At 36.0% G+C, this 14,088-nt stretch carries 14 protein-coding genes and 1 pseudogene; 14 read left to right on the forward strand and 1 reads right to left on the reverse strand.

From position 1 onward, the window contains the following. Positions 1 to 18: 18 nt before the first annotated feature. From K4Z77_RS00130 to K4Z77_RS00160, 7 genes are all read left to right on the forward strand, one after another. On the forward strand, positions 19 to 948 hold the full coding sequence (locus tag K4Z77_RS00130; RefSeq protein WP_001032150.1) for an ABC transporter permease: 930 nt from the start codon (positions 19 to 21) through the stop codon (positions 946 to 948). Between the two features lie 13 nt (positions 949 to 961). After that, positions 962 to 1,885, forward strand: a complete 924-nt coding sequence (locus K4Z77_RS00135; RefSeq protein WP_023945674.1) for a carbohydrate ABC transporter permease — start codon at positions 962 to 964, stop codon at positions 1,883 to 1,885. A gap of 209 nt (positions 1,886 to 2,094) precedes the next feature. Continuing rightward, the gene (locus K4Z77_RS00140; RefSeq protein WP_224218102.1) at positions 2,095 to 3,576 is read left to right on the forward strand and encodes an ABC transporter substrate-binding protein; all 1,482 of its coding nucleotides are present in this window, start codon (positions 2,095 to 2,097) and stop codon (positions 3,574 to 3,576) included. 232 nt (positions 3,577 to 3,808) lie between these two features. Beyond that, positions 3,809 to 4,498, forward strand: coding sequence for a CPBP family glutamic-type intramembrane protease (locus tag K4Z77_RS00145; protein WP_049539878.1), 690 nt, complete (start codon positions 3,809 to 3,811; stop codon positions 4,496 to 4,498). A gap of 69 nt (positions 4,499 to 4,567) precedes the next feature. Next, a complete protein-coding gene (locus K4Z77_RS00150) occupies positions 4,568 to 4,864 on the forward strand; it encodes a bacteriocin immunity protein (RefSeq protein ID WP_020899965.1) in 297 nt (98 codons plus the stop codon). Between the two features lie 131 nt (positions 4,865 to 4,995). Next, positions 4,996 to 5,982, forward strand: coding sequence for an oxygen-dependent tRNA uridine(34) hydroxylase TrhO (trhO, locus tag K4Z77_RS00155; protein ID WP_049539876.1), 987 nt, complete (start codon positions 4,996 to 4,998; stop codon positions 5,980 to 5,982). Between the two features lie 122 nt (positions 5,983 to 6,104). Next, entirely contained in the window at positions 6,105 to 6,965 is an 861-nt protein-coding gene (locus tag K4Z77_RS00160; protein ID WP_049539874.1) for a DUF4299 family protein, read from the forward strand. 71 nt (positions 6,966 to 7,036) lie between these two features. Here the strand turns inward: K4Z77_RS00160 and K4Z77_RS00165 are convergent. Further along, a pseudogene (locus K4Z77_RS00165) lies at positions 7,037 to 7,306 on the reverse strand (DUF6574 domain-containing protein); the annotation flags it as partial. Positions 7,307 to 7,453: 147 nt separating this feature from the next. On the opposite strand from K4Z77_RS00165, the gene K4Z77_RS00170 reads away from it, so the two are divergent. The 7 genes from K4Z77_RS00170 to K4Z77_RS00200 all read left to right on the forward strand — a co-directional run bounded on the left by K4Z77_RS00170 (position 7,454) and on the right by K4Z77_RS00200 (position 13,996). Continuing rightward, positions 7,454 to 8,377, forward strand: a complete 924-nt coding sequence (locus tag K4Z77_RS00170; protein ID WP_000351775.1) for a helix-turn-helix domain-containing protein — start codon at positions 7,454 to 7,456, stop codon at positions 8,375 to 8,377. Between the two features lie 142 nt (positions 8,378 to 8,519). After that, positions 8,520 to 8,741, forward strand: coding sequence for a hypothetical protein (locus K4Z77_RS00175; protein ID WP_000389381.1), 222 nt, complete (start codon positions 8,520 to 8,522; stop codon positions 8,739 to 8,741). Beyond that, positions 8,738 to 9,331 carry a TlpA family protein disulfide reductase gene (locus tag K4Z77_RS00180; protein WP_000987173.1) on the forward strand — a complete coding sequence of 198 codons (594 nt, stop codon included), beginning with the start codon at positions 8,738 to 8,740 and terminating at the stop codon, positions 9,329 to 9,331. The genes K4Z77_RS00175 and K4Z77_RS00180 overlap by 4 nt, the downstream gene beginning before the upstream one ends. Positions 9,332 to 9,803: 472 nt before the next feature. Continuing rightward, complete coding sequence (locus K4Z77_RS00185) at positions 9,804 to 10,667, forward strand: ABC transporter ATP-binding protein (RefSeq protein ID WP_001082446.1); 864 nt, start codon at positions 9,804 to 9,806, stop codon at positions 10,665 to 10,667. Positions 10,668 to 10,690: 23 nt separating this feature from the next. Further along, complete coding sequence (locus tag K4Z77_RS00190) at positions 10,691 to 11,383, forward strand: hypothetical protein (RefSeq protein ID WP_001086662.1); 693 nt, start codon at positions 10,691 to 10,693, stop codon at positions 11,381 to 11,383. An 8-nt stretch (positions 11,384 to 11,391) separates the two neighbouring features. Then, a complete protein-coding gene (locus K4Z77_RS00195) occupies positions 11,392 to 11,973 on the forward strand; it encodes a hypothetical protein (RefSeq protein WP_004244792.1) in 582 nt (193 codons plus the stop codon). Continuing rightward, a complete protein-coding gene (locus tag K4Z77_RS00200; RefSeq protein ID WP_224218103.1) occupies positions 11,966 to 13,996 on the forward strand; it encodes an ATP-binding cassette domain-containing protein in 2,031 nt (676 codons plus the stop codon). The genes K4Z77_RS00195 and K4Z77_RS00200 overlap by 8 nt, the downstream gene beginning before the upstream one ends. Positions 13,997 to 14,088: the final 92 nt, after the last annotated feature.

Here is a 14,088-nt window from a genome sequence, read left to right on the forward strand (position 1 = left end):
TAAAAAAGGGAGGAAATTATGAATAAGTTTTCAAAAACCTTGAGAGATAACTGGATCTTTCTCTTGATGGTTTTGCCAGGGGCACTCTGGTTGATTCTATTCTTCTACATTCCAGTATTTGGGAACGTGGTTGCCTTTAAAGATTACCACATGACCAGTAATGGTTTCATAGATAGTATCATGAATAGTAAATGGGTCGGACTCGATAATTTCAGATTCTTGTTTAGTTCAAAAGACGCCTTTATTATCACACGAAATACTGTCCTCTACAATCTCGGCTTTATCTTTATTGGTTTGATTGTATCTGTAGGGATTGCCATCATCCTCAGTGAACTCCGTTCTAAGAGAATGGTTAAGATCTTCCAAACTTCCATGTTGTTCCCTTACTTCTTGTCTTGGGTTATCATCAGTTTCTTTACAGATGCATTCCTAAATATTGATAAAGGGGTGTTCAACCATTTCCTAGAATCTATCGGAATGAAGGAAATCAATTTCTACGCTGACTTGGGTATCTGGCCATATCTCCTACTTTTCCTAGGTATTTGGAAAGGTTTTGGATATAGCAGTGTCATGTACTATGCGACAATCATGGGAATTGATCCAACCTACTACGAAGCAGCGACAGTAGACGGAGCCAGCAAATGGCAACGAATTCGCAATGTAACCATTCCGCAGTTGACACCATTGGTAACTGTATTGACCATCCTGGCAGTCGGAAATATCTTCCGTGCAGACTTCGGTCTTTTCTACCAAATCCCCCACAATGCTGGTCAGCTTTATAACGTAACCAACGTCTTGGACGTATATGTTTATAATGGTTTGACTCAGACAGCGGATATCGGCATGGCTTCAGCGGCAGGTCTCTACCAATCAGTTGTTGGCTTGATTCTGGTTATCCTATCAAACTTACTTGCAAGACGAGTTGATCCAAACTCAGCCTTGTTCTAGAAAGGAGGAGAATATGGCAGAAAAGAAAATTAAAAAAGAAAAAATTGATAATGTCGGCATTCACTCCTTCAGTAAGAAAGCAGATATCTTCTTCAGTATCATTTCTGGTTTGATCGCCCTATCTTGTATACTACCCTTTGTATTCGTTATCGTTATTTCGGTGACAGATGAAAAGAGTATCCTCCAAAATGGATATAGCTTCTTCCCATCCCAATTTGGTCTAGACGGTTTTGAGTTCTTGGCACAGTTTAAGGATAAAATTCTCCAAGCCCTCTTCATCTCAGTCTTTGTAACAGTGGTGGGGACTATCACAAACGTTTTTATCACAACAACTTATGCCTACGCTATTTCACGGACAACCTTTAAGTATCGCAGATTCTTTACGATTTTTGCCCTTCTTAGTATGTTGTTCAACGCTGGTTTGGTACCGGGCTATATCGTGGTCACTCGTTTACTTCAACTTGGTGATACAGTTTGGGCCTTGATTGTTCCAATGCTTCTCTCACCATTTAACATCATCTTGATGCGTTCCTTCTTTAAGAAGACCATTCCAGAAGCCATTCTAGAATCTGCTCGTATCGATGGTGCCAGTGAAGCCCGGATCTTCTTCCAAATCTGTTTGCCATTGTCACTACCAGGTATCGCAACCATCACGCTTTTAACAGCTCTTGGTTTCTGGAACGACTGGTTCAACGCCCTTCTTTACATTAAGAGTGACAACTTGTATCCATTACAATATTTGCTCATGCAAATCCAACAAAATATGGATTACATAGCCAAAGCAGTCGGCTTATCTGGTCAACTGGGAGTTGCTCTTCCAAAAGAAACAGGACGTATGGCCATGGTTGTGGTCGCAACCCTTCCAATCGCGATTTTATACCCATTCTTCCAACGCTACTTTGTAAAAGGTTTGACTATCGGTGGTGTGAAAGAATAGTGCTTGTTGAGAAAAATCATTTCTCAGTTCCCAACTTCCCTTGTGTGAAGTTAATACTCTTCGAAAATTAAATTCAAACCGCATCAACGTCGCCTTGCCGTACTCAAGTACAGCCTGCGGCTAGTTTCCTAGTTTGCTCTTTGATTTTCATTGAGTATAAGATCATTACATTGTTTATAAGTTTAAAAATAAAAAAAGGAGTTTTTGTCATGAAAAACTGGAAAAAATATGCTTTTGCATCTGCTAGCGTAGTCGCTTTGGCTGCTGGTCTCGCTGCTTGTGGAAACCTTTCAGGTAACAAAAAAGCTGCTGACTCAGCTTCAGGTGAAAAACCTGTTATCAAAATGTACCAAATCGGTGACAAACCAGATAACTTGGATGAATTGCTAGAAACTGCTAACAAAATCATCGGAGAAAAAGTTGGTGCTAAATTGGATATCCAATATCTTGGATGGGGTGACTATGATAAGAAAATGTCAGTTATCACATCATCTGGTGAAAACTATGATATCGCCTTTGCATCTAACTATGTTGTAAACGCTCAAAAAGGTGCTTATGCTGACTTGACAGAATTGTACAAAAAAGAAGGTAAAGACCTTTACAAAGCACTTGACCCAGCTTACATCAAAGGTAACAGCATTAACGGTAAAATTTACGCAGTTCCAGTTGCAGCCAACGTTGCATCATCTCAAAACTTCGCCTTCAACGGAACACTTCTTGCTAAATACGGTATCGATATTTCAGGTGTCACTTCATACGAAACACTTGAGCCAGTCTTGAAACAAATCAAAGAAAAAGCTCCAGATGTAGTGCCATTTGCGGTTACTAAGAACTTCATTCCATCTGATAACTTTGACTACCCAGTTCCAAACGGACTTCCATTCGTTATCGACCTTGAAGGAGACACTACTAAGATCGTAAACCGTTACGAAGTACCTCGTTTCAAAGAACACTTGAAGACTCTTCACAAATTCTATGAAGCTGGATACATTCCAAAAGACGTAGCAACAAGCGATACTTCATTTGACCTTCAACAAGATACTTGGTTCGTTCGTGAAGAAACAGTAGGACCAGCTGACTACGGTAACAGCTTGCTTTCACGTGTTGCGAACAAAGATATCCAAATCAAACCAATCACTAACTTCATCAAGAAAAACCAAACAACACAAGTTGCTAACTTTGTCATCTCAAACAACTCTAAGAACAAAGAAAAATCAATGGAAGTGTTGAATCTCTTGAACACTAACGCAGAACTCTTGAACGGTCTAGTTTATGGTCCAGAAGGCAAGAACTGGGAAAAAATTGAAGGTAAAGAAAACCGTGTTCGCGTTCTTGATGGCTACAAAGGAAACACTCACATGGGTGGATGGAACACTGGTAACAACTGGATTCTTTACATCAACGAAAACGTTACAGACCAACAAATCGAAGATTCTAAGAAACAATTGGCAGAAGCTAAAGAATCTCCAGCGCTTGGATTCATCTTTAACACTGACAGTGTGAAATCTGAAATCTCAGCAATCTCTAACACAATGCAACAATTCGATACAGCTATCAACACTGGTACTGTAGACCCAGACAAAGCTATTCCAGAATTGATGGAAAAATTGAAATCTGAGGGTGCTTACGATAAAGTATTGAATGAAATGCAAAAACAATACGATGAATTCTTGAAAAACAAAAAATCATAAGATCAATTGATTTCGTGTATTCATTCCTAATTCCTAAAAATGTGATCACTGCCTTCCTTAGTTCTCTAGGGGAGGTAGTGATTTTTTGAAATCAGGACATGTATATCCATGTTTCGGATTTTTCCTCTTAAACCATTCAGGAAATCTCAAGCACTATTTAGGATTTAGAGTAAGGATTTGGGGGAATATGGCTTATATTAGAGATGTCTCGAGTTTACAAAGGAGAGTTCATATGAAAAAGTATCAACTTCTATTCAAAATAAGTGCTGTTCTCTCTTACCTATTTTTCGTATTTGGCCTTTCTCAGCTGACGCTTATTGTTCAAAATTATTGGCAATTTTCTTCCCAGATAGGCAATTTATTCTGGATTCAAAATATCTTGAGTTTACTTTTTATTGGAGTCATGATTGTGGTTCTTGTTAAGACAGGCCATGGTTATCTCTTTCGCATTCCAAGAAAAAAATGGCTTTGGTATTCGATTTTGACAGTATTAGTGGTAGTGTTCCAGATCTCTTTTAACGTTCAGACAGCTAAACATGTTCAGTCAACTGCGGAAGGTTGGGCTGTATTGATTGGTTATAGTGGGACTAACTTTGCAGAGCTAGGTATTTATATAGCCCTGTTCTTTCTGGTTCCACTGATGGAAGAGTTAATCTATAGAGGATTACTGCAACACGCTTTCTTTAAGCATTCGCGATTTGGTCTTGATTTGCTTCTTCCTTCTATTTTATTTGCTATCCCTCATTTTTCAAGCCTGCCTAGTCTGTTAGATATATTTGTATTTGCAACAGTTGGAATCATCTTTGCTGGTTTGATCCGTTATACCAAGAGCATTTATCCTTCCTATGCGGTGCATGTGATCAATAATATTGTGGCGACCTTGCCATTTCTGCTGACTTTTTTACATAGGGTGTTTGGATAAAATACTGACAGACGAGTTAGGAATGATAGTTTTTTCAATTTATAAGCGAGTTTCAGGAGGTAAATGAGTATGACACCATTAAAATGGTTTGCGGGAGGAAGCGAAAGACGTAGTGAAGCCCTGACGATCATAAATCATCTATTGGAAGATATAAAGGATACGCCTCAACTTGTTCCTTTGGAAAATCAGTTAGTGATTTATAAAAGACGATTAAAGGACGATGGGACCTCTGTTCCATTTATTCTAAGCCAAATGAACGTTGATATCTCACGTGTGTTGATTGACCATAAGCTGAATTTGTCAGAAAGTCAAGCCGAGCAGATAAAGAAATTAAGAGAATTATCGGCGATTCGCTATGGTTACTAATGAAATGCAGGGATAAATTCCTTTCTACAATTTCCAGTCAAATAAATTGCATTCGTTTTCTTAAGCAGGTATACTAGTATGGATAAATAAAAAATTTAGAAAATTTAAGAATAGAAAAGAGAACAAATCTTATGGCAAAAGATATTCGTGTCTTACTTTACTACCTTTATACTCCAATTGAAAATGCAGAGCAATTTGCTGCAGACCACTTGGCTTTCTGTAAATCAATCGGCCTTAAAGGCCGTATACTAGTCGCTGACGAAGGAATTAACGGAACAGTTTCAGGTGATTACGAAACAACTCAAAAATACATGGACTATGTTCACAGCCTTCCAGGAATGGAAGACCTATGGTTTAAGATTGACGAAGAAAATGAACAAGCCTTCAAGAAGATGTTTGTTCGCTACAAGAAAGAAATTGTCCACCTTGGTTTGGAAGACAACGACTTTGACAACGACATAAACCCACTTGAAACAACAGGTGCTTACTTGTCTCCAAAAGAGTTCAAAGAAGCCCTTCTTGACGAAGATACAGTTGTCCTTGACACACGTAACGACTATGAGTACGACCTAGGACACTTCCGTGGAGCTATCCGTCCAGATATCCGCAACTTCCGTGAGTTGCCACAATGGGTCCGTGACAACAAGGAAAAATTCATGGACAAGCGTGTCGTGGTTTACTGTACAGGTGGCGTTCGCTGTGAGAAATTCTCAGGCTGGATGGTCCGTGAAGGCTACAAAGATGTCGGTCAATTGCATGGAGGAATCGCAACTTACGGTAAAGACCCAGAAGTTCAAGGTGAGCTTTGGGATGGGAAAATGTACGTCTTTGACGAGCGTATCGCAGTTGATGTTAACCATGTCAATCCAACCATTGTAGGGAAAGACTGGTTTGATGGAACACCATGTGAACGTTATGTAAACTGTGGAAATCCATTCTGTAACCGTCGTATCTTGACATCAGAAGAAAATGAAGACAAGTACCTTCGTGGGTGCTCACACGAGTGCCGTGTTCACCCACGTAACCGCTATGTTTCAGAAAATGAATTGACACAAGCAGAAGTGGTCGAGCGCTTAGCCACTATCGGTGAAAGCTTGGATCAAGCAGCTACTGTATAAGATTAAACAGTCCTCAGGGGCTGTTTTTCTATGCTTTTTACTCAAAAATCTAAAGTTTGTTTCTGTATCTTTCAGAAAAATAGGGTATACTATATGTAAACGATTTCAAAAGGAGTCTAGTTATGACAAGAACATTTTTTATTCCAAATAAACAGAGCATTCTAGGAGAACAGGAGATTTTGACTGCCAAGTCGATCTTGGGCTTGGTAGATGGTTTGGAGTCACATAGCTATGATGCAGTCTATCTCCGTCAGCCTATTAACCGTCTCGAGTATATCGAATGTGCGATAGTGGGGCAATCACAATTTCTCTTTAAGGTTAGTTATGCTGATGGTCAAAAGGCTTACCGTGTCGATCTTCCTGACCTACTAACGAAGACAGACTGGGAGATCATCAAGTCATTTTTAGATGCTCTACTTGCTTATACAGGAACTGAGATTGAGGGACTCGATGATTTTGACTTTGAAGCTTATTTCCAAGCAGGTATTCAAGCTCATCTAGCAGACACTGCAGCTCGTTTTACGATTTGCCAAGGAATTTTTAATCCTGTTTTCTTTAGTCATGAGGACTTGAAGAGCTTTTTAGAGGAAGATGGCTTGGCTCAATTTGAAGCGCGTGTGCGTGCGGTTCAAGAGACAGATGCTTACTTTGCAAGAGTTTCCTTCTATCAGGATGGAGAAGGACAAGTTCACGGTGTTTACCATCTGGCTCAAGGCGTCAAGACCGTTTTACCGAGAGAGCCATTTGTTCCTGTAGCCTATATTGAGCAATTGGTGGATAAGGAAGTCCAGTGGGAGATTGACTTGGTTCAAATCACAGGAGATGGCTCTAAACCAGAAGACTATGAAGCTGTCGCTCGCTTGGACTATGCAAAATTCCTAGAGTCACTACCATCAGCATATTACCACCAACTAGATGCTAATCAATTAGAAGTGCAACCCATCTTAGACAAAGATTTTAAAGCATTAGCACAAGAAGAGTAAAACAGAAGCAGGTCAATCGACTTGCTTTTTTGACATATAAAAAATCCTGCCATGGATGGCAGGATTGAAGTTTAAAGAAAGGACAAGATACGAAGGTAATCTCCAATCAGTGCCACTTCAGCTACAAAGAAGAGGAGGATGATAACCCCATTCACAAGGACAGACAAGAATAACTGATAGAAGGAGTCGGTTTCACTTACTTGACTTGGTCTTGTAATGATATGGAGACTGGCAAGCAGAATGATTCCAATGCTAATCACACACAGGAGGGCTGTGAATCGCAGGCTGTCAAAGAAGGCAAAGAAACTAGCAATGGCAGTGAGGAAGATTGGAATTGCCAAGGTGTAGTAACAGTTAAACTGAAATTTATGATATGACACAAAGATAGTTATATATATTTCAAATATTGCTTATCTCCATAGAAAATAGTAAAATATATACAGGGAATTTATTTTTTATATGGAAATAGTTGTCAGGAGAGTAAACAAATGGATATCAAAATAGAAGTAGGTAAAAGAATCCGAATGTTGCGAGAGATGAAACATATCACTCGTGAAACTCTTTGTGATGATGAAACTGAGATAACGGTGCGCCAATTAGCACGAATTGAATCAGGTCAATCTTCTCCAAGTTTATCCAAGGTAGAGTATATAGCTTACAAACTAGGCTGTCCAATTTCACATATAGTAGATATGGATCATATGATTTTACCCTCAGAGTACTTGATATTAAAGGATAAACTCATTAAGTTTCAAACTTATGGAGATGATGATCGAATCCAGGTTAAGGAAGAGTTGTTTGAAAGAGTTTACGAACACTATTATGACAGTCTACCTGAGGATGAACAGATTGCAGTTAGTGCCTTACAAGCTAGTTTTGATGTCTTTGTAAGTGAAGATGCAGGTTTTGGCGATGCTTTGCTGGATGAATATTTTGAACAAGTAAAGATAAGGAAAAACTATTCGGTGAATGATTTGCTTCTTATAAAATTGTACTTTGTTTCGTGTTTAGCAAGACCGACTGAGTATCATCATGAACTGTTTTGGATGCTTTCTAAAAAACTTATAAGAGAAACAAATTCATCAGATTTAGAGACAGCTTATATGTTAAAGAGAACAGTGCTTGATTCTTTAGCTGTTCAATGGATGGAAAAATCTTACTCTACTTTTGAGCCTTATGTTAAGGCGATGAACAGGCTGATGATTTTATCGCAGGATTTTCAAAACAAGCCAATTGTTGATATGCTTGAAGCTATGTGTACCTTATTTCATAAACGGGATAAGGAAAAAGCCATCCGCTTATACGATAGAGCTATTATTTGTGCTCAAGCATTTGGAGACCAAGTATTAGAAGCGCGTATATTGGGAGAAAAAGAAAAAGATATAAAAACTTTTGAGGAAATGGAGAGCTAACATGACATTTTTGTCATGTTTTTTTATTTTTGAAAGCGCTATACTATGATCATAAAGAACAAGAGATAAGGAGGAAAGAAGCATGTTTGGATTTGAAGTATTCTTAAGTCTTAGTTTTTGGTTTTCTGGATAGGAGATAGAAATGGAAGATTTTAGTATCTCGCTAGAGACGTTTACACAAACTCGCCACAGTTTGCTGTTTCGAAATAACACAACGGAGCAAAAGTTGGTACAAATAGAGTTGAATAAGGAACCATTCCGTTTAGCTATTTTAGATGCAGGCGAAGAGCGAGTTTTAATCTTACCAGAAGAATTATCTATTATCGAAAGTTTTAGAATTTCAGAAGTGGAGGACAATCCATGATGTCAAAAAAACATGTTGTAGAGACAATGGTTCTTCTTGTGATAGCATCTTTATTTTTAGCAGGATTTTACTATCAAAACCAGGAATCTCATCATCAAGAAGAAACAGCGCAAGAGCTCCTCTTAAAAAAAGAGGAGGAAATAAAACAATATATTTCAAAAACTAAAAATACAACATTCAAGAATGCATTGTTAACCTCTAATGAGGGAGTACAGGTTCAACTATCAGATTATAAGTTTAGACCAAAGGTTGTGGTATTCTGGGCTAGTTGGTGTCCTGATTGCCAAAAAGAGCTCCCAATCATTCAGCACCTTTATGATAAATACCAAGATAAAGTTGATTTCTTTATGGTGGATATAGTTGATGGGGAACGTGAAACACTTGAAACCTCTCATAAATTTTTAAGGAATCAGGGTTTTACCTTTCCAGTTTATATAGATCAAGATTTACAAGCTTTTAAGTTTTTTGATGTAAAAGCTATTCCAACAATATTTATAGTGGATAAGGATGGGATAGTGAAACAAATTTATGTAGAACAAGGAAGCGAAGAAATGTTGTCTAAAGATTTAAAACAGTTAATAAATGACTGAAATGAGAATCTCATTTGGTTATTATAAAAAATTTTTTAAAAGGAGGGTTTTCTGATGAGAAAACTAACTGGACGTGTCAAAAGACACATTGTAGCAGGTCGCTTTTGTATTATAGGTCTTCGATATGGAGTAGGCATATTTTGTTGGGATTAAATAGGAGGATGAAGTAGTGAAAAAACTAAGTAACAAAAATAAACAGCACATTGTAGCAGGTCGCTTTTGTATTATAGGTCTTCGATATGGAGTAGGTATATTTTGTTGGGATTAAAAGGAGGGTTAAGTAATGAAAAAACTAAGTAATAAACATAAAAAACACATTGTGGCAGGTCAATTTTGTGCTGTTTCACCACTCGGTATTTATGGAATGCTCACAGGTATTGGGTTCTTCTGCTGGAGTTAACGTAATCTAAAAATCTCTGGCAGGGTTCATTCCTTGTCAGAGACTTTTTAATATAATGAACGGAGAGAAACTATGAATCGTGTGATTTTAAGTCTTAAAAATATCGATAAAACATATGGGAAAGAACAGGTTCTACATAATGCTTCCTTTGATATTGAGCAAGGGGAAATATGTGGTCTTATCGGAGAGAATGGTGCTGGAAAGACAACATTAATGAGAATTCTCCTAGGACTAATTCAATCTGATAAGGGAGAAATCAAGAGTGTTTCTCAGCATAAGATTGGCAGTATTATCGAATCACCTGCCCTTTATCCAAACTTGACTGGACGTCAACACTTGCAATATTATAAAACAAGATTTGGTTTAAAGACAGATATCATAAAAATGTTGGAATTGGTTCGCCTATCCAAACCATCATGGGACAGAAAAGTAAAAAACTATTCTCTTGGAATGAAGCAAAGATTATCGATAGCAATTGCCCTTTTGGATAATCCAGAGCTTATTATCCTAGATGAACCAGTGAATGGTTTAGATCCTCAAGGAATTTCAGATTTAAGAAAAATGATTTTGAATTTAAGGGATCAGTTGGGAGTTACCTTTTTAATTTCAAGCCATATCCTATCAGAGTTAGAGTTTATAACAGATAAGTATATCATCATGAAAAAAGGAAAAATTCTAAATGTAATGAGTTCAAAAGAGCTAGCAAATGATTTGTCGGAAAAGCTCTTCCTTAAGACGAGTGATAATCAGATTCTAAAAACGTTTTTAAAAGAAGAGGGCATTGTTCATTTTGAGCAGGATGACTATCTGGTTGTGCCAGAAAAGGAAAAATTAATGCTTCTCTTGGAATATAGTGTTGCTTCAAATCTAGTGATACAGGATATATATATTAAGAAGGAACGCTTTGAGGATTACTATTTGAGTAATATTATCTGATGATTTAAGAAAGGAGGAGAGTCATGAATTCTCTTAAAGCAGATATGTATAAATTTTACTGGGAAAAAAGAGGAGTGCTTCCGAGTTTGTTGATAGGATTATTGATTTTGTTATTCTCCTTATTTTTTAAGTCATCGAATGAAGATGAACCAGCATTTCGAGTATTGATTTCAAATGTGAGTGGTTTTATTCCTTTGCTTTTTATCTCTACTAATTTATTTTTCTGGGGGGAAGATTATAGTTTCCGTACGATTAACATTCTCCTCACAAAAGAAAAACAACGATGGAAGTTATTTTTATATAAAACTTTGGGAGCCTTTTGTTTGTCTTTCCTATATATAACTATTTTTTATAGTTTAACAGCCCTTGTCTATTTGGAGGGAGACTTGGTGTTGATTATTTCGACATTTTTACACCAGCTACCATACTATTGGGTTATTATCAGTATCTCGTTATTGATTTTTCAAATATTTGATAAGGTTTATGAATCATGTATGATTTATATACTCTATATTTTACTGTTTGATAACCTATTGGTTTATGTCCTTCCAAACTCTGGTGAGAGTGTGAGAGACTATTTACTAATGACTTTAAATTTGAAAACTTCACCTGGGGTAAGTCAATTTACCCTTACGAATGCAGGCTATCCTATATTGGTAAGTATAGCAGTGATTGTACTTGCGTTTGTTGTATTCAGTAAAAAAGAATTTAAGTAGGAGTACTAATGATGAAAAAAATAGGAATTGTAATTGGGCTGTTGTTACTATTTGTAGTGGCCGGAATTTTATTAACCTTAAAACGAGGAGAGACGACAATCAGTGTGAAACAATCATGGGCTCTTTCTTCTAAAAGTATTAAAACGTTAGAGTTTTATGGTTCAAAGCAAGCAATTGATGTTAAAGTTGTCAAGAGTGAATCAGATGAAACAAGTGTTCAAATAGAAGGAAAAGTTTCCGAAGAATCAGTGAATAACATAACTAAAAACGTTAAAATGAGTTCAGATAGTCTATATATTCCATTTTCACAACATGGCTTTAATTTGGCTTTGAGTTCACAAGGGAAAGATAAGTTATATGTAACCATTTCCTTAGGAAAAAATGCAACTTTCGAAAAAATTTTTGTAGATACACTTGTTGGAGATGTATCTATTACAGTTCCTAAAGATTTTGATGGAATCTATACTTTGCATACAAATAATACAGGAGAAGTTTTAAAGGTTCCTACGACAAGTCAAACTTCGAATAGCGTCATTGAAGTTGATGGTTATAGTAAGATAAGTGTTGAAAAAGGAGAAAATAATGGTTAGTCACTATAAACAAGCAACTTTGATGGATTGTGGAATGGCTTGTGTAAAGACAATCATTTCTTACTATTTCCCAAAATTAGAACATTTAGATAGTCTACAATTTGATAACAATAACCACCAAGGACTGTCTTTGTTTGATATAGAAGATATATTAAAAAGCTATGGTATTGATGCGGATTCTTATCAAATTGAGACTCCTAGTTTGTTAAACAACGTATCATTTCCTTATTTACTGGTAGTAGAAAGAGCTAGCTTGCCTCATTATATCGTCGTGTTGGATGGAGACAGTAGTTCATTGATTGTTTCTGATCCTGCAAATGAGGAAATTGAGAAAATTTCAAGATTAGAACTTTTTAGTCAGAGTGTAGGAATTGTTTTAATTCCTCAAAAGAATGAGAATGTTAATTCAGAAGATAGAAAAGATATTGTTACGATAAGTTATGCAGATAAGTTATATCATAGATTTCTAGCTTCACTTGGTTGGAAGAGAAAATTGGCAATCTTTTTCTTGGGATTAGCTAAAATTAGTTTACCTATTGCTATTGCTTTTTTACTACAAATAACAATGTCTGGTCTACTTAACATTCAGTTTAGTATTCAACTATTTACCCTAGCTTCAATAATATTAGCTTCATATTTGTATTGGCAGTTCTCTATATTAGAAACGAGATTAAAAGGAAAGATTGAGAATAATTTTTTAAATGATATTCTGTCCTCTTTTTATAAGAACCAATTAAATGATTTTTCTTTAACTAAGAATTATGAGTATGTGAGTAGTTATTTTTGGAATTTGTTGTTATCAGCAACAGGTATTATGCAAAAATTTTACTTAAAGGTACAGCTTTTAGTGTTCTGTTTGCTACTATTATTGCTATTAAAATTGAATATTATTATTTTCGCAGTTACATGCGTATCTATAGCTATTCTTGGTTTATATGTCAATTTTGAGATACGAAAAGTTGTAAAAAATCAGCGAGAATTTATTGCTAATAGTTCTAACTTTAGTTCTCTTGTAGAAAATACAATTTATGGTTTGCAAGATATTATAAGTTTCCAAAAATCTAGCGATTTTATCAAAGAATTTGATGAAAGACTCAATGAACTGTTGGGAACGAAACTAGATAGTACACATATTACCAATAGATTATTAGCTTCTACGCAGATATTTATTGGTTTAACTGGTTCATTTTTGCTTGCTACTGTGAATATTATTAGAGATTACGCACATATATCAGAGTATGCAAATAGTATTTTGATTCTATTACTGTTATCCAGCATTTTAAATTCTTTAATTACATCTTGGGTAGCATTGAAAAAAAGTCAATATTCCTTTGAGTTTATTGGACTAGAGGAAGTAGGGATGGAAAGTAATCTTGCTACCATTCCAGTATCTAAAATTGAACAATTGTCATGCCGGAATTTATGTAAAAAATGGGATGAAAGATTGGTGTTTAATAAATTAAATTTCGAGTTTAATAGTGGTGAATTAACCGTTATTACAGGCGGCAATGGAACTGGGAAATCATCCCTTTTGAATATTATTCAGGGATTATCTTCTCCAACAGAGGGTGATATTGTACTGAATGGAATGGAAAGTTTTTCTACTTTAGAGGAAACTAATATTTTGGATTATTTAAGCGTGTATTCATCTGAATTTCATGTATTTCCTGGGAGCGTTTCAAAGAATATTAATTTCACCCTATTTAATAAGGAAAACTATGAATCAAATAATCTTGATAGTTTGAATCTTAATATAGCTCTGAGTCATCAGATTGATGGGAAAGCTACCAATATTTCGCAAGGTCAGAAACAAAAAATTCTACTCATGAGGAGTTTATCGCAAGAAAAGGATATATATTTATTCGATGAGCCTACAGGAAATTTGGACAGAAATTCAACGGAATTATTTCTAAATGAGGTTGAGAAATTAGTGAACGAGGAAAAGATTGTTATTGTCGTGACTCATGATAAGGATGTTATTGCTAGAGCAAGCAAAGTTATTAATATGGATGAATTTCATTAAAAGTTAAAAAATGGAGATTGGTGGTTTCTAATCTTAATTTTACATATAACTAGTTTGCATAATATTTGGAATAACGAACTTTATAGCAACGT

The organism is Streptococcus mitis subsp. hohhotensis, assembly GCF_020089495.2.
Classification (GTDB): domain Bacteria; phylum Bacillota; class Bacilli; order Lactobacillales; family Streptococcaceae; genus Streptococcus; species Streptococcus hohhotensis.